The 22981-nt window shown below is 75.9% G+C and carries 15 protein-coding genes; 5 read left to right on the forward strand and 10 right to left on the reverse strand.

From position 1 onward, the window contains the following. Positions 1–108: 108 nt before the first annotated feature. From ACH4SL_RS09470 to ACH4SL_RS09485, 4 genes are all read left to right on the forward strand, one after another. Positions 109–534 carry a single-stranded DNA-binding protein gene (locus ACH4SL_RS09470; protein ID WP_398443033.1) on the forward strand — a complete coding sequence of 142 codons (426 nt, stop codon included), beginning with the start codon at positions 109–111 and terminating at the stop codon, positions 532–534. A 192-nt stretch (positions 535–726) separates the two neighbouring features. Continuing rightward, positions 727–2391: an energy-dependent translational throttle protein EttA gene (ettA, locus tag ACH4SL_RS09475; protein ID WP_398443036.1), complete on the forward strand. Its 1665-nt coding sequence runs from the start codon at positions 727–729 to the stop codon at positions 2389–2391. Continuing rightward, positions 2391–2840, forward strand: a complete 450-nt coding sequence (locus tag ACH4SL_RS09480) for an acyl-CoA thioesterase (protein WP_398443038.1) — start codon at positions 2391–2393, stop codon at positions 2838–2840. The genes ettA and ACH4SL_RS09480 overlap by 1 nt, the downstream gene beginning before the upstream one ends. Further along, positions 2837–3583, forward strand: a complete 747-nt coding sequence (locus ACH4SL_RS09485; RefSeq protein WP_398443041.1) for a hypothetical protein — start codon at positions 2837–2839, stop codon at positions 3581–3583. The genes ACH4SL_RS09480 and ACH4SL_RS09485 overlap by 4 nt, the downstream gene beginning before the upstream one ends. A gap of 139 nt (positions 3584–3722) precedes the next feature. Here the strand turns inward: ACH4SL_RS09485 and ACH4SL_RS09490 are convergent, their stop codons facing one another. The 4 genes from ACH4SL_RS09490 to ACH4SL_RS09505 form a co-directional block, all read right to left on the reverse strand. Further along, positions 3723–4814 (reverse strand): ABC transporter ATP-binding protein, encoded by a 1092-nt coding sequence (locus tag ACH4SL_RS09490; protein ID WP_398443044.1) that lies wholly within the window; start codon positions 4812–4814, stop codon positions 3723–3725. Next, positions 4811–7672 (reverse strand): FtsX-like permease family protein, encoded by a 2862-nt coding sequence (locus ACH4SL_RS09495; protein WP_398443047.1) that lies wholly within the window; start codon positions 7670–7672, stop codon positions 4811–4813. The genes ACH4SL_RS09490 and ACH4SL_RS09495 overlap by 4 nt, the downstream gene beginning before the upstream one ends. 502 nt (positions 7673–8174) lie before the next feature. Next, the gene (locus ACH4SL_RS09500) at positions 8175–11465 is read right to left on the reverse strand and encodes an FtsX-like permease family protein (RefSeq protein ID WP_398443048.1); all 3291 of its coding nucleotides are present in this window, start codon (positions 11463–11465) and stop codon (positions 8175–8177) included. 1045 nt (positions 11466–12510) lie between these two features. Beyond that, positions 12511–12915, reverse strand: coding sequence for a globin (locus ACH4SL_RS09505; RefSeq protein ID WP_398443051.1), 405 nt, complete (start codon positions 12913–12915; stop codon positions 12511–12513). A gap of 73 nt (positions 12916–12988) precedes the next feature. On the opposite strand from ACH4SL_RS09505, the gene ACH4SL_RS09510 reads away from it, so the two are divergent. Continuing rightward, positions 12989–13906: a methyltransferase domain-containing protein gene (locus ACH4SL_RS09510; protein WP_398443053.1), complete on the forward strand. Its 918-nt coding sequence runs from the start codon at positions 12989–12991 to the stop codon at positions 13904–13906. Between the two features lie 57 nt (positions 13907–13963). Here ACH4SL_RS09510 and ACH4SL_RS09515 read toward each other — a convergent pair whose 3' ends face one another. The 6 genes from ACH4SL_RS09515 to ACH4SL_RS09540 form a co-directional block, all read right to left on the reverse strand. Beyond that, entirely contained in the window at positions 13964–14956 is a 993-nt protein-coding gene (locus ACH4SL_RS09515; RefSeq protein ID WP_398443055.1) for an FHA domain-containing protein, read from the reverse strand. Positions 14957–15047: 91 nt separating this feature from the next. Continuing rightward, positions 15048–16394 (reverse strand): VWA domain-containing protein, encoded by a 1347-nt coding sequence (locus ACH4SL_RS09520; RefSeq protein ID WP_398443057.1) that lies wholly within the window; start codon positions 16392–16394, stop codon positions 15048–15050. Between the two features lie 57 nt (positions 16395–16451). Further along, positions 16452–17807 carry a PP2C family serine/threonine-protein phosphatase gene (locus ACH4SL_RS09525; RefSeq protein WP_398443060.1) on the reverse strand — a complete coding sequence of 452 codons (1356 nt, stop codon included), beginning with the start codon at positions 17805–17807 and terminating at the stop codon, positions 16452–16454. Positions 17808–17811: 4 nt separating this feature from the next. Further along, positions 17812–20358: a tetratricopeptide repeat protein gene (locus ACH4SL_RS09530; protein ID WP_398444066.1), complete on the reverse strand. Its 2547-nt coding sequence runs from the start codon at positions 20356–20358 to the stop codon at positions 17812–17814. Between the two features lie 264 nt (positions 20359–20622). Further along, positions 20623–21912: a hypothetical protein gene (locus ACH4SL_RS09535; RefSeq protein ID WP_398443062.1), complete on the reverse strand. Its 1290-nt coding sequence runs from the start codon at positions 21910–21912 to the stop codon at positions 20623–20625. A 28-nt stretch (positions 21913–21940) separates the two neighbouring features. After that, complete coding sequence (locus ACH4SL_RS09540; protein ID WP_398443064.1) at positions 21941–22933, reverse strand: glutamate ABC transporter substrate-binding protein; 993 nt, start codon at positions 22931–22933, stop codon at positions 21941–21943. Positions 22934–22981: the final 48 nt, after the last annotated feature.

Genomic DNA, 22981 nt, shown 5'->3' on the forward strand with positions numbered 1-22981 from the left:
CGAATTATCCACAGGCTTGCGACGACCTCTCCCCGACTGTCCTGGATTCAGGGCACGATGTTCTCAGCGCGTCCCACCGGGGACGCCGGGAAGAGAGAGGGATGTGCGATGAACGAGACCCTGGTGACCGTTGTCGGAAACGTGGCGACGGAGCCCGAGATGCACACGACGGCGACGGGCGTGGGCGTGACGCGCTTCCGGCTGGCCACCACCGCCCGGCGCTGGGACGCCACGCGCGGGGCGTGGGCGGACGGGCCGACGAGCTTCTACACGGTGTGCGCGTGGCGGACGCTCGCCGGGCACGTCAAGGAGTCGGTCGGGCTCGGCGAACCGCTCGTCGTCCAGGGCCGGTTGAAGATCCGTGACGACGAGCGGGACGGCCGCCGCTTCATCGACGCCGAGATCGAGGCGGTGGCCGTGGGCCACGACCTGGCACGCGGCGTCGCGCGGTTCAGCCGGACGCTGCTGCCGCCCGCGGTCCGGCCCGAGCCCGTCGCACCCCCGCCGGCCGCGGTGCCGGTGCCGGTGACCTGAGCTACGGCGCACGGAAGGGCCGCAGGCCGCGCGGGGTCCGCGCCCTCCGCGCCGCCGGAGGCCCCGGCGTGCCCGCACCCGGCGCCGGTACCCGTTCGCCCCTTGGGGTGGACGTACGGCAAGATGGGGTGTATCTGCCCTCACGCGGCGGAGCCGCACATTGGCCCTTCTCGATCTGCCGGACGGTTTCTCTTGGCTGAGTACATCTACACGATGCGCAAGGCGCGCAAGGCGCACGGCGACAAGGTCATCCTCGATGACGTGACGCTGAGCTTCCTGCCGGGCGCGAAGATCGGTGTGGTCGGCCCGAACGGCGCCGGAAAGTCCACCGTTCTCAAGATCATGGCGGGGCTGGAGCAGCCGTCGAACGGCGACGCGTTCCTGTCGCCCGGGTACAGCGTCGGCATGCTGCTCCAGGAGCCGCCGCTGGACGAGTCCAAGACCGTGCTGGAGAACGTGCAGGACGGTGTGGCCGAGGTCAAGGCCCAGCTGGACCGCTTCAACGAGATCGCGGAGCTGATGGCGACGGACTACTCCGACGCGCTGCTCGACGAGATGGGCAAGCTCCAGGAGAAGCTCGACCACGCCGACGCCTGGGATCTGGACGCGCAGCTCGAGCAGGCCATGGACGCGCTCGGCTGCCCGCCCGGGGACTGGCAGGTGACCAACCTGTCCGGTGGTGAGAAGCGCCGGGTGGCACTGTGCAAGCTGCTGCTGGAGGCCCCCGACCTGCTGCTGCTGGACGAGCCCACCAACCACCTGGACGCCGAGTCCGTGCAGTGGCTGGAGCAGCACCTGGCCAAGTACGCCGGCACGGTCGTGGCCGTCACCCACGACCGGTACTTCCTGGACAACGTGGCCCAGTGGATCCTGGAGCTGGACCGCGGCCGGGCCATCCCCTACGAGGGCAACTACTCCACCTACCTGGAGAACAAGGCGTCCCGGCTCAAGGTCGAGGGCCAGAAGGACGCCAAGCGGCAGAAGCGCCTCAAGGAAGAGCTGGAGTGGGTGCGCTCCAACGCCAAGGGGCGGCAGGCCAAGTCCAAGGCGCGCCTGGCGCGTTACGAGGAGATGGCGGCCGAGGCGGACAAGGTGCGCAAGCTGGACTTCGAGGAGATCCAGATCCCGCCGGGCCCGCGGCTGGGCGGCGTCGTGGTCGAGGTCGAGCACCTGTCGAAGGCCTTCGGGGACAAGGTGCTGATCGACGACCTGTCGTTCACGCTGCCGCGCAACGGCATCGTGGGCGTCATCGGCCCCAACGGCGCGGGCAAGACCACGCTGTTCAAGATGATCCAGGGGCTGGAGGAGGCCGACTCCGGCAGCATCAAGGTCGGCGACACGGTGCGGATCTCCTACGTCGACCAGGGGCGGTCCAACATCGACCCGAAGAAGACGCTGTGGGAGGTCGTGTCTGACGGCCTGGACTACATCAACGTCGGCCAGGTCGAGATGCCGTCGCGGGCCTACGTGTCGGCGTTCGGCTTCAAGGGGCCGGACCAGCAGAAGCCGTCCGGGGTGCTGTCCGGCGGTGAGCGCAACCGGCTGAACCTGGCGCTGACGCTCAAGCAGGGCGGCAACCTGCTGCTGCTGGACGAGCCGACCAACGACCTCGACGTCGAGACGCTGTCGTCGCTGGAGAACGCGCTGCTGGAATTCCCCGGTGCGGCCGTGGTCGTCTCCCACGACCGGTGGTTCCTGGACCGGGTGGCGACGCACATCCTGGCCTACGAGGGCAACTCGAAGTGGTTCTGGTTCGAGGGCAACTTCGAGTCGTACGAGAAGAACAAGGTGGAGCGGCTGGGGCCGGACGCCGCACGGCCGCACCGCGCCACCTACAAGAAGCTGACCCGCGGCTGATGGCACGCCACGTCTTCCGCTGCCCCCTGCGCTGGGGGGACATGGACGCCTACGGGCACGTCAACAACGTGGTCTTCCTGCGGTATCTGGAAGAGGCGCGGATCGACTTCATGTTCCGTCTGGCGCCGGGGGAGGGAAGCGCGTCCTTCACGGGAGGCTCCGTGGTGGCGCGGCACGAGATCGACTACCTGCGGCCGCTGGTGCACCGGCACGAGCCGGTCGTCGTCGAGACGTGGGTGACGGACATCACGGCGGCGTCCATGACCGTGGCGTACGAGGTCAAGGACGAGGAGACGGTCTACGCGCGGGCGACGACGGTCGTGGTGCCGTACAACCTGGCCGCGGGGCGTCCGCGGCGGATCACGCCGGAGGAGCGGGCCTTCCTGGAGAAGTACCGCGACGACGACCGTGACGACAGCCGTGACGACGACGGGGCCGTCGCCGTATGACGGCGGTCCGGCTGGTGCTCGGTCATGAGGGCGGCTCCGCCGGGGCCGCCCCCGGAGCGGGCGGGGACGGCGAGCGGGAGGCGGCGGACCTGGCCGCCTTCCTCGGGCGCCTGGTCCGCTGGGACAAGGCGGCGGTGGTCCGACTGCGGTCCGCCGCGGGCGAGCCGGCGCTGGGCGTCTTCGGGCACCCGCCGTTCGGGGGCGTGCTGGCCGTGCGCAGTGCCGCGCTGCGCGGGACCGGACCGGTGGGAGCGGCGGTCGACGCCACGGTGTCCGCCGGGCAGTTGCTGGAGGAGGTGACGGCGGCGGAGGCGGGGTTCGGCCTGCCGCCGTCCGTCACCGGGCCCGCCTGGGCGGGACTGCTGCCGCCGCGCGCCGGGTGGCAGCGGGTGGCCGAGCTGGACCCGGGGCAGGTGCGCGGGGCCGCCGCCGGAGCGGTCGCGGAATTCCGGGACCGCAGCGAGCGGCTGCCCCGGGAGGAGCGGACGCGGGCGGCGCTGGACGCGCTCGCCGAGGAGCTGTGGGCCCGCCCCTGGCAGGGCACCACGCTGCGGGTCGTGCACGCCGCCCATGCGCTGGGCTTCCTGCGCGGCGACGGCGACGGCGACGGGGAGGGCGGAGCCGGTGGGGCCACCGTGGCGCTGCTTGCGGCCGGCCCCTGGACGCGGCTGCGTACCGAGTACGGCTCGGTGGCGGTTCGCCGCGAGACCGCGGGCGCGGGGTTGAGCTTCACCCCGGCGTAAGGCTTCCGGGACCGCCCGCCACGGGCCGCGGCTGCTTCCCCGGGCGAGGGGCGGCCCGGGACCACGGCCGGCTCGCGGCCGGCGGCGTCCGGGTGCCGCTGCTTCCGGCGGAAGAGGGGCCCCTTCTGTGCGGGTGCGGCTACTCCTGGGCGGAGGGGTGGTCGTCGGGGCGGACGGTGATGTGGTCGGGCTGGAGTTCCAGCAGGACGCGGCGGCGGATGGCCAGGGCCTCGGCGTAGTCGTGGGGGAGCTGGAGGCGGCCCGCGCGGTCGACGGTGGCGTACTCGCGGGCGACGACCGACTCACGGCCGTGCTCGTCGATCTCCGTGCGGCGTACGACCTCGGAGGCGGTGCGGCCGTCGCGGATGGCGACCGTGCGGTGGACGGCGTCGGCGACGGACTGGTCGTGGGTGACGACCACGACGGTGGTGCCCAGCTGCTCGTTGGCGGTGCGGAAGGACGCGAAGACCTGCTCGGCGGTGGTGGAGTCCAGCTCGCCGGTGGGCTCGTCGGCCAGCACGACCTCCGGGTCGTTGGCGAGGGCGACGGCGATCGCCGCGCGCTGCTGCTCGCCGCCGGACATCTGTGCGGGGCGCCGGTCCTGGCAGTGCGCGACACCGAGCAGGCCGAGCAGGTCGGCGGCCCGGGTGGAGCGGCGGCGCCGCCCGCGCGGGCCGGAGCCGCCGGAGAGCTGCATGGGCAGCATGACGTTCTGCGCGGCGGTCAGGTAGGGCAGCAGGTTGCGCGAGGTCTGCTGCCAGATGAAGCCGACGACCTCCCGCCGGTAGCGCAGCCGGGATTTCGCGTCCATGGCGAGCAGGTCGTAGCCGCCGACCGAGGCCGCGCCCGCCGTGGGGACGTCGAGCCCGGCGAGGATGTTGAGCAGCGTGGACTTGCCGCTGCCCGACGCCCCGACCAGGGCCATCAGCTCGCCCTTGGCGACCAGCAGGTCCAGGCCCTGGAGGGCCTGCACCTCCACGCCGTCCGCGGTGAAGATCCGCACCAGCCGGTCGCAGCTGATCAGCGCGTCCCGGCCGTACGCGGGCCGGTCCCGGCGCTCGGCGGCCAGCCGTTCGAGCTCGGCGAGGCTCGCGGGGGCGGGCGGCGCTCCGCCGGACGGGCCCGCGGAGGCCGGTGCGGCACCGGCGTCCGGTCCGGTGGAGGCCGCGGGGGCCCGGCCGTCCGGGCGGGAGGTGCCCGCCGCGTCGGCCGTCACGTCGTCGGCGCTCATATCGTCCGGTCACCCGCTCTCAGCTCGGTGCTCTCGTGTCGTCGTGTGCCGGCCCACGCCTGGACCAGCAGGACCGCGCAGGCCAGCAGGAGCAGCCCCGCGGAGGGTACGGCCAGCGACCAGGGGTCCGCGCGCAGGGTCACCGCGAGGGCGGGCGGCGGCACCACCGCCGTGTTGCCCGTCCCGCTGCCGAAGGCCAGGGTGCCCAGGTCGATACCGGGCCGGAGCAGCGGTATCGCGGCGAGGCCCACCAGCGCACCGCCCGCGGCGGCGAGCACCACCTGCGGCAGCATCTCCAGCAGCACCAGACGCCGGGACTGCCGCCGCGTCAGCCCCATCGTGCGCAGCCGGGCCAGCAGCGCGGTACGTCCCGGCGCCGCGGACATCAGGGACAGCAGCAGCGCCAGCGCGCTGTAGCCGGCCCCCGCCGCGACGGCGGACAGGTAGAGGGTGCGGGCGCCGTGCTGCAGCGCGGTGTCGGACAGCGCGGCGCGCTGCTCGGAGCGCAGCAGCACCGTGGCGGCGTTGGGCCCGGTGTGCGCGGCGGCGTCGCGCAGCGCGGCGGTGTCGATGTGCTGCCCGGGCGCCTGGGCGGCGAGCAGCATCGTCGGCCCGCCGTACTGCGGGAGCGCGCCGAGCTGCGGGTGCTGGGCGTGCAGTTGCGTCGCGGAGATGACGACGAACTCGCCGGAGGTGGCGGCCGGGGTCGAGGAGAGGGTCGCCACCGGGCGGATGTCGCAGTCGCCGGCGTCGGTGGGGACGGGCGTGGTGCGGTCGCCCAGCAGCTCGGCGATCCGCGGCGAGACGGCGGCGGGCAGCGGCCCGTGCGCCCCTGCCGCGGAGCCCGCGCCGAAGGTGTCCGGCGGGAGGTCCGGCAGGCCCGCGGAGCGGGAGATGCGGGCGTACGCGGCCGGGTCGTCGACCACGAGCAGCTCGTAGTTCAGCGGGATGTCCTGGTTGGCGGCGTGCGGCTCGACCCGTACGGCGGCCACGTCGCCGATGCCGGGCACCTTGCGGACCTTGGCGGGCAGCGCGGCGTCCAGCGGGAAGAGCGAGTCCACCCGGGCGTCGGCCCCGACGGCGGCCGCCGCCGCGCGGTCCCGCCCGTGGGCGATCCCGGCGAGCACCGAGCCGCCGAAGGACGCCACCGTCAGCGCGACCAGCATGGCCACCAGCGGCAGCTGCCCCCCGCTGGGCGCCCGCCCGGCCCGCGCGAGCCCCAGATGCGTGACCGCCCCGCGCAGCCGGGCGGCGGGCCGGGCGAGCCGGCGCAGCGGCAGCGGGTAGACGCGCAGCAGCACCAGCGCCGCGGCCACCGCCACCAGTACCGGGGCGGCCGCCAGGTACGGGTCGGAGCCGTCCGCGGAGCCGCGCCGCCGCAGGGTCGCCACCGCTCCGGCCACCAGCAGCGCCACCGTCAGCTCCAGCACGAGCCGCCGGCGCGAGGGGCGGTGCGCCACGAGGTCCTCGCGCTCGGCCGGGCGCGGCCGGCGTACGGCCAGGGTCGCCCGCAGCGGCAGCGCGAGCACGCCGGCGGCGGTCACGAGCGCGCCCAGCGCCAGCGCGGCCCCGTACCGTCCGGTCGGCAGGAGCAGCAGGGCCAGCGCGGTGCCGAGGGCCCCGGCGGGCAGCGCGGCGGCGCACGTCTCGCCCACGAGGCGGCCGAAGATGCCGCGCAGCGAGCCGCCCCGCGAGCGCAGCAGGGCGGTCTCGCGCCGCCTGCGGTCCGCGGCGAGCCCGGCGGCCATCAGCAGCACGGCCAGCGCGGTGGTGCCCACGCCGACGGCCGCGATGAGCACCAGCGGGTGCGCGGCGGTCCGGCCGGCGTCGAAGGCGGTGAGCACCCCGCCGACCCCGGCGACCGCGTGCAGCGCCGAGGAGCCGGTGTCGGCCGCGAGCCGGGTGGAGAGCGGTCCGTTGCCGAGGGAGGCCAGTTCGTCGCGGAGCGCGGGCACGTCGTGCGCGGTGAGCCGCGCGGTGTCCAGCGGGTGGTGCCAGTAGAGGGAGGCGCCGGTGCCGAGCAGCGGGATGGACTGCGCGGCGGTGCCGTCGATGAGCACGGTGAAGTGCCAGTACGTCTTGGGCGGGTCGATCATCGCGTGCGGCGGGAAGCTGACGAGCGGCGCGAGCAGGTCGTCGTCCATCGTCCAGAAGCCGGACCGCGGGTCGCGCGGGGCGAGGATGCCGCTGATGCGTACGGACAGCGGTGTCGCGCCGAACTTCATCAGATGGATGGTCTGGCCGACCTTCAGGTGCAGCACCTGCGCGGTCTTCTCGGTGACCGCGCCCTCCAGCGAGAGCGCGGGCTTGCCGGGTGTCGGCGCGGGCAGCCGGCCGGCCACGACCCTGGAGTGCTGGGCCAGGCCGGCCTGGGCGACCAGGTCGGCGCCCGGCGCGTGCTCGGAGGTGCGCGGCAGCTCGGGGTCGGGGACCTCCGCCTCCGCGCCGGAGCGCACGCCCTGCACCACACCGCCGGGCAGCAGCCGCAGCGGCGGGTGCAGCAGCGCGCGGAAGGACTTCTCCACGGCGTCCAGGGACGCCGGGGCGAGCGGGTCGCCGGGCTGGGTGCCGGACGTGCCGTAGTCCTCGGCGAGCGAGACGCCGTGGTCGCGCGGCGCGGCGTCCGCGACGGCGTTCCGCAGCGCGGTGTCCTCGTAGCGGTCGACGGCCCGCGGCAGCGCGGCGGCCAGGAAGGAGGTGACCAGCACGAGCGCGGCCAGCGCCAGCGCCCCGCCGGGCGCGGCCCGCAGCCGCAGCACCAGCCAGGACCCGGCGAATCCGGCGAAGCCGGCGGGGTCGGCGTGGCCGGCGTGGGTGGCGGAGTCCGGGGCGCCGGACGGGCCCGGATCAGCGGGCACGCCCTGCGGCGCGGGCGGGGCGTCTGTCGCCGAAGGGCCCTGCGGTCCGGGCGCGTCCTGTGGGCAGGGCGGGTCCGGGGGCGTGCTGTCGGTCGCGGCCGGGTCTTCCGGTGCGGGCGTGCCGTCGGTCGCCGATGGGTCCTGCGGGCAGGGTGGGTCGTGCGGGTCCGGGGGCGTGCTGTCGGTCGCGGCTGGGCCTTCCGGTGCGGGCGTGCCGTCGGTCGCCGATGGGTCCTGCGGGCAGGGTGGGTCGTGCGGGTCCGGGGGCGTGCTGTCGGTCGCGGCCGGGCCTTCCGGTGCGGGCGTGCCGTCGGTCGCCGACAGGTCCCGCGTCCCGGGTGGGCCGTGCTCCGCAGGGGCGTTGCCGGTCGCGGCCGGGCCCCGCGTCCCGGGAGCATCCTGCGGGTGCGGCGGGTTCGCCGCGTCGGACGGGCCCTGCGGCTCGGAACGGCCCTGCGGACCAGGCTGGTTCTGGGGTTCCGGGGGAGGGGGCGTCGGCATGTCAGTCCTCCACCTGGTGTCGCAGTGCCGTCGCCGGGTCGCCGCGGCGTACCGCCGTGACGGCCAGGACGGCGATCGGGGCGGCCAGCAGTACGGCGAGCAGCTCGGCGAGGCGGGCCACCGGGATTTCCACGACCAGCGGCGGCACCGGCCGCGCGGCCTGGCCCGTCAGTACGATCAGCGGCGTGATCAGCCGGGTCAGGAACGCGCCCAGCGCCACGCCCACGACCAGCGACACCAGCACCAGCAGCGCCTGCTCGGCCGCCAGCATGCGGGCCAGTTGGCGGCGCGGCGCGCCCAGCGCCCGCAGCACCGCGAATTCGCCGCGCCGCTCCCGGGCCGCCCCCGCCGCGCCGACCGCGAAGCCCACCGCGGCCAGCACCGCGGCGGCGACCACCGCGGCGGGAAGCGCGGACTGCGGACCGGCGCCGAGCGGGTCGGCCCGCAGCCCGGCCGCGGATTCGGTGCGGTCCAGGACGGTGTCGACGTCGTCGCGGGCCCGCAGCGCGGCCGCGACGCCGGCGGCGGCGCCGGGGCGGGTGGCCAGCCACCACTCGGTGGGCTGGACGGGCTGCGCGTCCTGGGCGGACAGCACCTTGTTGACGCCCCGCAGGTCGAGCAGCAGCCCGCTGGTGGCGCCGGTCAGGTCGGTGCCGGGCAGCGCGCGCACGGCCGCGGTGATCTTGACGGGCGTGGTCACGTTGCCGATCTGCACCTGGATCGTGTCGCCGGCCTTCGCGCCGACCGCGGTGAGGTACGCGTCGGTGGCCACCCCCGACAGCGGCGGCGGCACGGGTGCGGGGGCCCGGACGCGGACGGTCGCGGGGGTCTGCTGGTAGGCGCTCCCGGGGAAGGACCCGGTGCCGTAGGCCAGGGTCATCAGGTCGGGGCCGCCCGTGTGCAGGGCCCCCACGGCGGGTGACTCGACGTCCGGGCTGGCCGCGAGCGAGTCGTCGTCGTAGGCGGCTCCGGCCTTCCACGGCGTGCCCGCCAGGGTGCGCAGCGGCGTCCGCGTGCCGTCGGCGAGGAGCGTGCGGGCCGAGACGAGGGTCAGGACGTGGTTCTCGGCGGAGTCCGGGACGGAGAAGGACGCGTCCAGGCGCTCCAGCCGCAGCGGGCCCGCGGGGGCGCCCTTACCGGCGGCGAGGGCCAGGTCGAGCGTGAGGGTGTGCGGGCGGCCGTCCGGCGGCAGGTCGCCGAGCGCGAAGTCGTACGGGACGCCGTCGGTGTCCACCAGCACCGCGCTGACGCTGTCCGGCCGGTCGGCGCTGCCCGCGGGTTTCCCGGCGCCGTCGGTGGCGGTGAGGGTGGCCTCGAAGTCCACCTGCCGGACGGTGGCGGGAAGGGCCAGACCCTGGGCCTCCGGGGTGGAGCGCAGCGGCGCGAGCAGCTCCGGCAGCGGGCGGCCGCCCGCCAGGTCGGAGCGCAGCCGCAGGACGTGCGCGGCCTTGCCGGTGTCCATCAGCAGCGCGCTGGTGGTCCCGCCGTCCGGCAGGATCAGGGTCTCGCGGGCGGCGGGCGCGGCGGCGGTCAGGCCGGGCACCGACGAGAAGATGCCCGCCTGGCCGAAGGGCGGCGTGGTCATGCCCGTCACCCGCAGGTCGGCGCCCACGGCGTAGTCGGCCTGGTCGCGCTGCGAGCGGTCCCAGCTCGCGCCCTGGCCGATCGCGAACATGCCCATCGCCACGGCCAGCACCAGCAGCAGTGCGACCCCGGCACCGCGCTGCGGCCGCCGCGCGAGCTGCCATCCGGCCAGTGCGAGCGACAGGCTGCGGCCGCGCGCGGCACGCCGTTCGCCGAGCCGGGCGAGCAGCGGCAGCAGCCGCAGCACCAGCACGGTGCCGGCCAGCAGGCACAGCGCGGGGGCGGCGACCAGGACGGGGTCGATGCCGAGGCCGCCGGAGCGGTCGGCGCTCAGCGCCCCGCCGCCGGAGGCGCGGCGCTGAAGCTGCCAGTAGGCGACGCCCGCGACGGCGAGCAGCGCCACGTCCGCGCCCGCCTGGAGCATCCCCGGCAGGCCCCCGCGGCGCCCGCCGCGGCCCCCCGGGGCGGTACGGAGCGCGGGCAGCACCACGGCGAAGGCGCAGGCCAGCGCGGCGGCACCGGCGACCAGCCAGGCGCCGGAGCCCGTGCCGCCGAGGGTCACCCCGGTGCGGGCCATCGCGCCCGTCCCGGCCAGCAGCCGGGTGAGGGGGCCGGCGAGCAGCGGGGCGGCGACGGCGGCGGGCACCGCGAGCAGCAGCGCCTCCCCGGCGGCGAGCCGGGCGACCCGGCCGCGCGAGCCGCCGCGGGCGCGCAGCAGCGCGGTTTCGCCGGACCGCTCCTCGGCGAGCAGCTGGGCGACCAGCAGCAGCGCGAAGGCGGCGAGGATGACGAGCTGGAGGGCGCCGATGAGCAGCGTCGAGCGGGTGACGAGCAGGCTGCGGCGCAGCCCGTCGAGCAGGCCGGGCAGCGCGCTGGTGGTCTGCGCGCCGCCGGTGGCCTTGTCGGCGCCCAGCGCGGCGGTGGTGTCCTTGACGGAGGCTTCCAGCGCGTCGATACGGCCCGCCCCGGCGCCGCCGAAGTCCGCGGTGGCCTGCCAGGACATCTCGTCGGCGGCGACCCGCCCGGAGGCGAAGGTGCCGGGGTCGGCGAGCAGCGGCCCGTAGGTGGTGAAGGCCAGGGTGTGGATACCGCGCCCGCCGAGCGGGTCGAGCTGCCAGTAGGGCGAGCCGGGGTCGGCGGGGCGGTAGACACCGGTGACGGTGACCTGCAGCGGCGGCCCGCCGAGCCGGTTGGCGAGGGTGAGCTGCCGCCCCGCGGCGAGGTGCAGGGTCCGCGCGACCGCCTCCGGCACCGCGACCTCGACACCGGGGGAGCCCTTGGCGGCAGGGCCCGGCCACTTCCCGCCGGTCAGCGCGAGCTTCGCGTGGTCGAAGGTCGCCAGCAGCGTCAGGTCCGGGTCTGCGCTCTTGGGGGTGCCGACGGGCCGCAGCGCCGTGGGCAGCGCGTACGGGCCGGAGCGGGTGCTGGTGGCGACGGTCGTGGGCAGCCCGTCGAAGGCGCCGCGCAGCCGCTCGCGCACGGCGTGGTCGAGGGCGGCCGCGTCCTTGCCGGTCAGCGAGGCCTTGGCGTTGTACGTGGAGCGGTCGGCGGCCTGGTGCTGGAGGGTGCGGCGGACCGCGGCGTCGCCTATCGCACCGGTGTACGCCGCGAGCGCGGCCAGCACGCACGTGGTCAGCAGCACGGTCAGCAGGGCGGCGGACAGCAGCAACCGGTGCGCGCGGACGCGCAGCAGCACGAAACCGGTCACGCGAGAGCCCCCCGTCCTGTTGCTGACGGGATGCTCTCAATTGATGAGGGTCCGGCGAAACATGTCGCGGATTGTCGGAATGCGATCGTGACCGTCCGCTGAACGGGCGCGAAGCCGCTGGCGCGGGCCTTGCCCGACCCGTCCGGAGCCCGGCCGTACCCAACCGGAACCTTCGGCGCGCCGCGACCGGCCGCCGCCGCGCCGCCCCGGACGGCCGGAAACCGCCCCCGCCCGGGACGGCCCGGAGCGTCGAACCGGATCCGAGCGGCGCGGTGCGCCGGACCGGAGCCGGACGGACCGGTCGCCGGAGCGCCGGAGCGCCCGGTCGCTCCGGACCACCCGCCAGCCCGGGCCGGGACCGGGCGGCCGGTCACCGGCGGCCCGGGCGCCGGAGCGTCTGAGCGGGACGGCCTGTGCGCCGAGTCGGCTGCGGGTCAGCCGGGGGTCAGCCGGTCGGTGACGGGTCGGGCGGTCGCCGTGGCGCCCGTGCCGGACGGCCTGCCGGGCCGGGCCGGAACCGGACGGCCCGTCGCGTCGGGCCGGGACCGGGCGGCTGGTCACCGGCGGACCGGTCGCCGGAGCGTCTGAGTGGGACGGTCTGTGCGCCGAGTCGGCTGCGGGTCAGTCGGGGGTCAGCCGGTCGGTGACGGGTCGGGCGGTCGCCGTGGCGCCCGTGCCGGACGGCCTGCCGGGCCGGGCTGGAACCGGACGGCCCGCCGCGTCGGGCCGGAACCGGCGGCCGGTCACCGGCGGCCCGGGCGCCGGAGTGCCCGAGCGGGAGGGCCTGTGCGCCGAGTCGGCCGCGGGTCAGCCGGGGGTCAGCCAGTCGGCGACGGGTCGGGCGGTCGCCGTGGCGCCCGTGCCGGACGGCCTGCCGTGCCGGGCCGGAACCGGACCACCCGTCGTGCCGGGCCGGAACCGGCGGCCGGTCACCGGCGGCCCGGGCGCCGGAGCGCCTGAGCCGGACACCCCGTGCGACGGGCCAGCCGGGGGCCAGCCAGTCAGCGACGAGTCAGCTGCCGGTCAGGCGTGCCCCGGGCGGGGGTCAGCCTGGGGTGTTCACCATGGAGGCCGCTGCGTACACCAGGTAGTCCCACAGTTGCTTCTCGTGCTCGGGTGGCAGCGCGAGGTCGTCGACCGCCGCGCGCATGTGCCGCAGCCACGCGTCGTGCGCGGCGCGGTCGACCTGGAAGGGGGCGTGGCGCATGCGCAGCCGCGGGTGGCCGCGTTCGTCGCTGTACGTGCGCGGGCCGCCCCAGTACTGCATCAGGAACAGCCGCAGCCGCTCCTCGGCCGGGCCCAGGTCCTCCTCCGGGTACATCGCCCGCAGCTCGGGGTCGTCCGCGACGCCCTGGTAGAAGCGGTGGACCAGGCGGCGGAAGGTGTCCTCGCCGCCGATCTGCTCGTAGAACGTCTGCTGCGCTGCGCTGCCCTGCGGGATGTCGGTCACACCACCATTTTCTCAGACCGCCCGGACCAGGACCCGGGTCGTAGGACCTCCGCCGGGGGAGCACGATGGAGGCATGGCCGGGTCGGGGCAGGACCAGCGGACGCGGGCCGCGGCGGCCGCGCTGCGGCACCGCATGGTGCGCCGCATCGTCGCCGGCGGCGGGCTCGCCGACCCCGCGTGGCGGGCCGCCTTCGACGAGGTGCCGCGCCATCTGTTCGTGCCCGAATACCACCGCGGCGCCGGTGAGGACGCGCGGTACGCCGCCGACGACCCCGACCCGCGGCGCCGGCTGCGCTGGCTGAGCGGCGCCTACGCCGACCAGCCGATCGCCACCCGTGTCGCCCGCGGCGGCGAGCTGGTCTCCTCCAGCAGCCAGCCGTCGCTGATGGCGCTGATGTGCGAGGCGCTGGACGTCCGCGAGGGCCACCGGGTGCTGGAGATCGGCGCGGGCACCGGCTACAACGCGGCGCTGATCGCGCACCGCCTCGGCGGCACGGGCGCGGTCACGACCGTGGACCTGGAGGAGGCGATCACCGCCGCGGCCCGCGCGCACCTCGCCGCGTACGGCACCCCCGAGGCGCTCGCCGTCACGGTGGTCACCGGCGACGGAACCTTCGGGCACCCGCCGGGCGCGCCGTACGACCGGGTCATGGCGACGTGCGAGCTGCCGTCCGTACCGCCCGCCTGGATCGCGCAGTGCCGCACGGGGGCGCGCATCCTCGCGCCGCTCGCGTCCGGGCTCGTGCTGCTCACCGTGCGGGGTCGGGAGCGGGCCGAGGGGCGCTTCCTGCCGACGCCGGCCTACTTCGTGCCGCTGCGCGGCGCGGGCGCGGGCGTCGCGCCGGACGCGGTGGGCGGCGAGCCGTCGCTGCCGGGCCGGAGCCCGTCCCGTACCCGCTTCGGGCTGAGCGTCGAGGGGAGCCGCCAGTGGATCTGGCGGGACGACCCGGAAGGCCCCGACACCTGGCCCGTGCCGGCGGCGTCCCCGTAACGCGACCCGTACGGGGACGGGACGTTTACGGGGACGCGACCCGTACGGGGGACGGGGTCAGATCCGCCGGACGGTGATCGTCGTCCACGCGCCGACGTGCACCCGGTCGCCCTCGGCCAGCGGGATCGGGGTGTACGCGGGGATGGGGTCCTCCGCGAGGTTGACGGTCGTGCCGTTCGTCGAGTCCTGGTCGACCACCGACCACGAGCCGTCCGGCTGCTGGACCAGCACCGCGTGCTTGTGCGAGACGCCCGGGTCCTCGGGGGAGCGCGACAGGTCGATGTCCGGCGCCTCGCCCGTGCTGTGCCGCTGCCGCCCGATCGTGACCTGGTGGCCCGTCAGCGGCAGCTGCACCTCGGGGGAGTACGCGGGGAAGTACAGGCCGCCGGCGTCCGGGCCGCTGCGGGCCATCATCGACGTGAAGTACTCCCGGTCCGCCGCGACGACCGCCACCCACGCGTTCCCCGTACCGCCCTGCGCGGGCACCGCCGTCTGCGCGGCGGCGGCCGAGGCGGACGTCACGGGCCCGGCGGGCGCCGCGGTCGGGGCGCTCGGCGGATCCAGCAGGAAGTCGCCGGAGCCGGACGTCACCGTGACGGACTCCGAAGGCAGCGGCTCGGCGGGCCGGTTGACCCGGGAGGGCTGCGACATCGGCGACTCGAAGCGCTGGTACGGCGGCCGCTCGGGCGCGGGCGGCGCCGGGTTCACCGGCGGCGGCGGGGCGAGGACCGGCCCGGCGGCCGCGCCCGGCGGCACGAAGGTCGTCGCGGAGTGCGTCAGGAAGTTGTAGCGGCACTCCTCGCAGAACGGCGCCGGCCCCTCGCGCGGCGTCCCGCACGCCGGGCAGAGCTGCCCGGACCCGCCCGCCCCGGCCCCGTCGGTGCCGCCGCCGAAGGCGGGCTGCGGCGAGACCGGCGGCGTCGACGAGGACGACGCCGACGACGACGGGGGACGCGAGCCGTACGGCGCCGGCGGCGGCGGTGCCATCCGCATGCCGCAGGAATCGCACCAGTCGCTGTCGGCGGACTCGTGGCCGTTGGGACAAAGCATGGTGCCGACTCCCCCTCCGCCTTCCGCGGCGGATCCACAGGTTGTGCGCGTCAGGTGCCCTCGGGGCGCCGGGGACCGGCGCCCCCGTGCGCTATTTCTTCACCCGAACGGTCTTCGTCGACCGTGTGTCCAGGGTCATCTCGTCGGCCTCCGCGACTCGGGCCTTCAGCCGCACAGTACCGCTCGCGGCGTCCACGACGTCGACCACCTTCGCCAGCAGCTTCGCCGTGTCCTCGTTGCCGGACGCGCTGGCCAGCTGCACCGCCCGGCCCAGCTTGGCCGTCGCGCCGTCCATGTCGCCCGCCTTGCGCGCCTCCAGGCCCTGCTGGATGACCTGCGCCAGCTCGGCCTGGCCGGTGTAGTGGGCGACCTGCGGGTTGATCCGGGTGGACATCGCCATGTCGTCCGTCCACACCGCCCGCACCAGGCCCTGCGCCAGCACCTGCGTGCCGCCGTCGGGCTGCGGCAGCACCAGGGACACCCGCGCGGCCAGCATCTCCTGGCCGAGCTGGGCGCCGGGCACCCGCACGCACACGTGGTAGTCGCGGGATTCGTCGCCCCACGAACCGGTCGGGTAGTCGCCCGCGCGCGGACCCGCCTCGGTGCGGCGCGCCGTCAGATCCTCCACGGTGGGGGCGACCTGCTTGACGAAGGCGATCTCGGAGCCCAGCGGAGTCCACAGCCGCAGCGCGACGTCCGCGATCTCCTTGCCCATCGCGTTCTCCATCATCGCCTGGAAGTCGGCGGCCAGGCCCGCCGGGTCGGCGACGATGTCGACGGAGCCGAGCAGCGCGGAGGCGATGCCGGTCAGCTCCTTGACCTCCCAGTCCGTGCCGACCCCGCGCGCGTCGCACGTGAAGCGGCCGGCGCAGGCGTCCAGCGCGGACTGCAGCTCCTCGGGCTTCTCGTGCTCGTTGCGGCCGTCGGTCAGCAGGATCCCGTGCCGTATCGCCGAGTCGCCGGTGGACAGCAGCCGGTCGGCGAGCCGCAGCCAGGTGCCGATGGCCGTGCCGCCGCCCGCGCTGAGCCGCCGCAGCGCCTGCTTGGCCTGCTCGCGGGTGGCCGGACCGGCCACCGCCAGGCCGCCGTTGGCCGGGTAGACCTCGCGCGCCACATGGGTGCCGGCGACCACGGCGAAGGCGGTGCCGTCGCGCAGGGTGTCGATCGCGACGGCGGTCGCGTCGCGCGCGTTGCGCATCTTCGTCGGCGGGTATTCCATCGAGCCCGAGCAGTCGACCATGATCACCACACCGGCGTGTCCCGCGGCCTGGCCGCCCGCCGCGGGCGCACCGGGCATCGGGTGGCCGCCGGTCGTGCCGCCGCCGGTCGAGGTGACCGTCACCACGGCGTTGACCTCGCGGCCGCCGTCCGGCAGGTACTCGTTCTGGTAGACGTCGACGGTGAATTGCGGCACGTTCGGTTTCGAAAGAATGGCCATCGTTCCTCGTAACTCCTCAAAGCCCGTTCACAGCCCCGCCCATCCCGTGGCGGGTGACTACGCGGATGGGAATCCTGCCCTCGCCGCGGCGGCCGGGAACGGCAGCACCGCGACCGTTACGTTGTCGTGGCCGCCCCCGTCCAGCGCCACGCCCACCAGGGTGCGGGCGCTGTGCAGCGGGCGGCTGCGCGCGTCGGGCGGGACGGCCTGGGCCATCTCCTCAGCCGACTCCGCGTAGTTCCACAGCCCGTCGGTGCAGACGACGACCACCCCGGGGCCCTCCGGCTGGAAGGCCGCCACGTGCGGGTCGACCTCGACGGCGTCCGCGCCGAGCCAGCCGGTGATCGCGTGCGCGCGGTGGTCGGCGTAGGCCTCGGCCTCCGACATCAGGCCCGCCGAGACCATCCGGGCCGCCCACGAGTCGTCCTCGGTGAGCCGGGCGGCCGGCAGCGTGCGGTCGTCCGGGATCCAGTACGCGCGGCTGTCGCCGATCCAGCCGACGGTGAACACCGGCCCGGTCACCACGGCGCTGACGCAGGTGCAGGCGGGCGCGTTGTGGCGGGGCGGGGCGCCCGGCGGCTCCTCCTCGTCGGCGAGCGCGGTGACCGCCTCGAAGGCCGTCATCAGCGCGGAGCGCATCGCGTCCTCGGCGGGGCTGCCCTGCTCCAGCGCGCCGAGCAGCGCGTCGCGCCCGGCGGCGGAGGCGGCGGCCGAGGCGTCGTCGGGACGGTGCGCGGTGGAGACGCCGTCGCACACCACGGCGGCCACGGCGGGGGAGCCGTCCGGCAGCGAGGTGACCGCCAGGGCGAAGGCGTCCTCGTTGCGGTGGTGCCGCAGTCCGCGGTCGCTGACCGCCGCGACGCCGTCCAACTCCTGTTCCTGGTGGTCGCGCTGGCGCGGCTGGGCGTGGCCGCAGTGCTCGCAGTAGCCGTCGTCGTCGACCCCGCCGAGCCCGCAGGCCACGCACACCGGGCCGTCGGGGGCGGGCGGTTCCTCGCGCGGGTCGGACATCCGGGCCGAGGGCAGCGGGACGCCGAGCGCAAGGGTGTCGTCGGCGTCTTCCGCCGTCGCCGCCGCGGGGGCGGCGCCCGCGGGCTTCGGCGGGGCCAGCACGAAGGAGTCGGTCGCGGGGTCGGAGGCCACCGCGGAGGGGGCGGAGGACGCGGACGCCGGGGCAGCCGACGCCACCGGCGCGGCCGCCGGGGACGCGGCCACCGGGAGGCCCGCGGGAGCGGGCGCGGGCGGGGCGGGCGCCGCGGGGGGCGGCACGGGCGCCGGGGGCGGGGGCGGCGCGCTCAGGTCGAGACCGCAGCGCCCGCAGAAGCGGTCGTCGGAGTCCAGCAGGTCCGCGCAGTTGGGGCAGACCTCCGGTGCGGGGGTCTGGGCCCGCGCCGATTCGGGGAGTGGCGGCATCTGGTTACACCCACGTCCTGGGGCGGAAACGGTTGGCCCGCTCCACCAGTTCGATCCTCGTACTGCCCTGCCGGGCGAGCCTGGCAAGGACCCGGTACGAGCGCTCAAGGCCGAACCGCAGCCCCCGCTCGGTCAGTTCGGCGCCCAGCAGCCCGGCGGAGCCGGACATCGACGACGGTACGCCCGCGGGCGCCCCCGGGTGGTCGCCGACACGGCCGGCCAGCACCCAGTCCAGCGCGCTGCCGAGCACCTCGGTGGCCAGCTGCTCGCGCCGGTCGGAGTCCAGGCCCTGCCGTTGCAGGGCGTCGACCTGCGATCCTGCCGCGTGCAGGTCCGGCAGCAGCGGTTCGCTGGGGGAACGGTCGCGCAAGCGTGCCCGTACCGCCGCGACGCGTGCCGCCGTGTAGTGGATGGACGCCTCGGGCACGGATTCGAGCGCGGCCACCGCGCCCGCCCGGTCGCCGGAGGCGAGCAGCACCCGCGCCAGGCCGAAGGCGGCGCTGACGTAGGCGTGGTCGGTCGTCCACACCAGGCGGTAGTACTCGGCGGCGTTGTCCAGCTGGCGCAGCACCTCCGCGCACACGCCGAGCGCGAGCTTGGGTGCGGACTCGCCGGGGAAGGCGTCGTAGACCGCGTCGAAGCTCAGGGCGGCCGTCTCCTGGTCGCTGGTGCACAGCGCGGTCAGGCCGCGGTGCCACACCACCCGCCAGTCCGCGTTGTCGTCCGGGTCGGCCAGGGTGCCCAGCACCTGCCGGGCGCCCCGCGCGTCGCCGAGCTCCAGCCGGGCCCGCACCTCGCGCAGCCGCCGCTCGACGGAGTCGACCGGCGCCGACTGGAGCGCGGCGACCAGTTCGGCGGGCGCTGCGGCCGAAAGGCCCGCGAGGAAGCCCGCGTTGGGGTCCGACGGGTCGACCAGCGGCACGGGCAGGGCCAGCACCGCCGCGGTGGTGTCCAGCCGGGCCACGACCGGCAGCGGCGCCGCCGTCCACGCCGGGGCCTGCGCGGCGGCCGCCACCGCCGGGTGGCCCGGCTGCGCGGGCAGGGCCGCGGCGCCGCCCCCGGCCCGCGCCGCCTTGTCCCTGCGTCTGGAGGCCTTCTCCAGCGCCCGGTCGGCGCCCAGCGCCGAGGTGTCGCCGGTCACCGCCCGCACCAGGTCGGTGTCGACGACGCGCAGCTCCGGCCCGAAGAGCGTGGAGAGCGCGGGCCGCTGCACCCCGCTCTCCAGCGCGACGATCTCCCGCAGCACGCCCAGCAGTTGCTCGGACATCTCCTCGGCGGTCGCGAAGCGCTTGTCCGGGTCGGGGTCGGTGGCCCGCACCAGCAGCCGGTAGAAGGACTCGTAGCGGGAGAAGACGTCGATGTTGGCCGGGTCGGGCAGGCTGTCGACGAAGACGTTGGTGTAGCCCTGGAAGTCGAAGGTCAGCACCGCGAGGGTGCGGGCGACCGTGTAGAGGTCCGAGGCGACCGACGGGCCGACCTCACCGACCTCGGGCGCCTGGTAGCCGACCGTGCCGTAGATGGCCGACTCGGTGTCGTCCATCCGGCGGACCGCGCCCATGTCGATGAGTTCGAGGCGGTCCTCGGTCTGGATGGCGTTGTCGACCTTGAAGTCGCAGTAGAGCAGGTTGCGGCTGTGCAGGTGGCCGAGCGCCTCCAGCGCCTCGATCGCGAACGCGACGGCCTGCGTGACCGGCAGCGGCTCGCGCCGCCCGTCGGGCGTGCGGCGCTCGTTGGCGATCTCCTTGAGCGACTTGCCGCCCACGTAGGCCATCACGATGTAGCCGTCGAGGGTGCCGGTGCGCTGGTCGAGGTGCTCGACGAAGTTGTAGATGCGGACGATGTTCGGGTGCTCGATCTCGGCCAGGAAGCGCCGCTCGGACACCGCGGCGGCCAGCGCGTCCTCGTCACCGGTGTCCAGCAGGCCCTTGAGGACGACCCAGCGGTCCGACACCGCGCGGTCCACCGCGAGGTAGATCCAGCCCAGGCCGCCGTGCGCCAGGCAGCCCACCACGTGGTACTGCCCGTGCACGATGTCGCCGGGGCGCAGCTTGGGCGTGAAGGAGTACGGGTGGCCGCACTTGGTGCAGTAGCCCTCGGTGCGGCCGGGCCGGTCGCCGCGGCTGCGGCCCACCGGCGCGCCGCAGTCGCCCTTGCTGCAGAAGCGCTTGCGCTCGGGCACCTCGGGGTTGTCCAGCACCGCCGCCGCGGGGTCCGGCCGCGGGACGGGCGGCACCGCGACCAGGCCCGCGCCGAGCTTGCCGCGGGTCGGGCCCGAGGGGCCGGAGCGGCTGCTGCGCACCGACACCGAGCGGCCCGTCGCCGCGCCGGCCAGCGTCTGCGACAGCCGGCCGGACACCGAGCGGCGGGAGGCGCGCGAGGAGGATTTCGAGGAGCGCGAGGAGGTGGACGTCGAGGTGCGCCCGGAGTCCGCGCCCGGGGCGTGCGCCGGGGGCGGAGGGAGCGCGGCACCGCCGGAGGCGGCGGGGGGCGCGGCGGGCGCGGCGACGGGCGCGAGGCCGCACGTGTCGCAGTACAGCTCGCCGCCGCCCATGTCCTCCAAGGTCCCGCCGCAGCCCGGCCGTTGGCACGTGGTCACTGTTTCCCCCTCAGCCTTTCCCCTGGTGTGCCGGCATCGCCGGAGCAAGAGCCGGAGCTGGTGCCGGAGCCCGAGCCGGATCCGGTGCTCCCGCGCCGCCGCCGGCCGCCCTGCCCGCAACGGCTACGACGGCCGTACGGTACGCCCCGGTTGCGAACCGCGCGGGAACTCCCGCCGACGTCCCGGCTCCGCGGCGCCCGGCCGCCCGCCCCGGGGTTCTCACCGGCGGTCCTGCGGCGGACCCTGCGGACGCTGGGCGCCCACCTCGGCGACGGCGTCCTGGTAGCGCCGTACCGTCCGCTCGGCGGCGCCCAGGTCGCAGGGCGCGCTCCACAGCAGCCGCCGCGCCTGGTCGTACCGCTCGATCAGCAGCGGGTCCTCGGCCAGGCCCAGCCGGGCGACCTTGGCCCGGTAGGCGTCCAGCCGGCCGCGCAGCTCGGCGCGTACGGCCAGCGGCGCGGTCACCGCGGTCAGCGACTCGCGGGCCCGCAGCAGCTCGTCGTCGGCGTGCTGCTCCAGGCTGTCCAGCAGTGGCGAGAGCCGGTGCCACTGCGCCGTCCTGGCGAAATCCCCGGCCGCCGCGAGCTGTTCGTGCAGCGCGGACGCCGGGCCGCTCACCGCCGGGACGTCGGAGGCGAGGATCTTCGACAGCACCTCGACGCGCGCGCTGCGCGCCTCGGTGAGCGTGCGGTCGGCGCGCGAGAGGACGTCGCGCAGCCGGGCGAGCCGGTGCTCGGCGTCGTCGCGGACGTGCAGCACCGCCTCGACCTCGCGGCGGATGCCGTCGAGCCGCCGCCCGGCCTCCTCGTAGCGCGCGGTGTCCGGGCGGCCGGGCGGGGGCGCCGCGGACCAGAAGGCCAGCGGGTCGGACACCGCCTGCGCGCGCAGCGCGGTGAGTTCGGCGACCAGCGCCTCCAGGTCGTCCCCGGCGGGGTGCGCGCCGGGGCGCACGCCCACCGAATGGGCCAGCGAGCGCACCCGCTGGGTCTCGGCGGCCAGTAAATCGATCCTGGCGGGCAGCGCGGACCACACCGAGTCGGCGGCGGCCACGGTCTCCATCGCCTGGTCGTACCAGGCGTTCATCCGGCCGACGATCTCCTCCAGCGTGAGCCGCTCGGTGAGCCGCGCCGGGCCGGTGAGGGAGCGCGCGTGGTCGGGCAGGTCGGCGCCGGTCACGGTCACCCCGTCGCCGCGCAGCAGGTCGGTCAGCTCGCGCAGCTCGGTCTGCGTCGGCCAGCGGCGCCGGGCGCGCAACTCGCGGGCGGCTCTGAGGGCACCGGTGTAGGCGTCGAAGTGCGCCCAGAGCGCGGTGATCGCCGTGTCCGTCGCCGCCCAGCGCTCCTTGGTGACGCCGGTCAGCTCGGCGCCCTCCAGCAGCCGGCGGCCCGAGTGGTCCTGGAGCGACAGCAGCGAGGACTCGACGGCCTCGTGCTCGGCGGCCAGCCGCGCGAGCGCGCGGTCGACGTCCTCCCGTCCCATCACCGGTCCGGAACGTCCCGCGACCGCCATCTGGCCCTTCCTCTCCGGCTGCCCGGGTCTACTTGTACAGCGGCGACGGCGGTGCCATGTTCGGCAGTTCGGACACCAGCCACTTGTGGTACGCGGCGGCCCAGCGGCCGTCCGCGATGTAGGCGGCGAGCACCTTGTTGACCCTCCGCACCAGGTCGTCGTCGCCCAGCTTCATGGCCACACCGTACGGCTCGACGGTGACGGGCCCGCCCTTGAGGTGCACGGTCGGGTCCTGGGCGGCCTGGCCGGCGGCGAGCGCGTTGTCGGTGAAGACCGCGTCGGCCTTGTGCAGCTGGAGCAGCACGAGGCAGTCCAGCTGGTTGGCGACCGTGACCACGTGGGCCCCGTGCTTCGGTTCCGTCCCGGCCAGCGGGGCGGGAGAGGTCGGCATGTCCCCGTTGAGCACGTCCTCGCCGGTGGAGCCGGACGCGGTGCAGACCGTCTTGCCCTTGAGCGAGTCGTTGTAGCCGGTGATGTCCGGCTCGGCGCTGAGTATCTGCTGTCCGGCGGAGAAGTAGGGGGCGGAGAAGGCGACGTCCTCCGCCCGCTTGCAGCTGATCGTCATGGTGCGGACGACCATGTCGACGTTGCCGTGCTGGATCTTGTCGATGCGCTTGTTGGTGGGCACGGTCAGGTACTGGACCGCGTTCTCGTCGCCGAGGATGTCCTTCGCGATGGCCTTGACGAGGTCGATGTCGAAACCGGCGAACTGGCCGGTGGCGGGGTCGCGGAAGCCCCACAGGTAGCTGTTCTGGTCGACGCCGACCCGCAGCCTGCCGCGCTTCTTGATCGCCTCCACGGTGGGGCCGTCGAGGCTGCCGCTCGCCGGGCTCAGGCTGGGGACCTGGGAGTTGGCGCAGTCCGCGGCGGCCGCGTAGTCCGCCCGGACCACCGGGCCGGAGCTGCGGGCCTGCGCGGGCGCCGCGTCGTCACGCAGCGGGACCAGGGTGCCCGCGACGGCGAGCGTGCACGCCAGTGCCATGCCCGCGACACCGCCCCAGCCGTGCCGATGTGCTCGCACCGTCAACCTCACCGCTGTCCCTCCCGTCCTTCGCGTCCGCCGCCCGGC

The organism is Streptomyces sp. NPDC021020 (assembly GCF_044333285.1).
Taxonomy (GTDB): Bacteria; Actinomycetota; Actinomycetes; order Streptomycetales; family Streptomycetaceae; genus Actinacidiphila.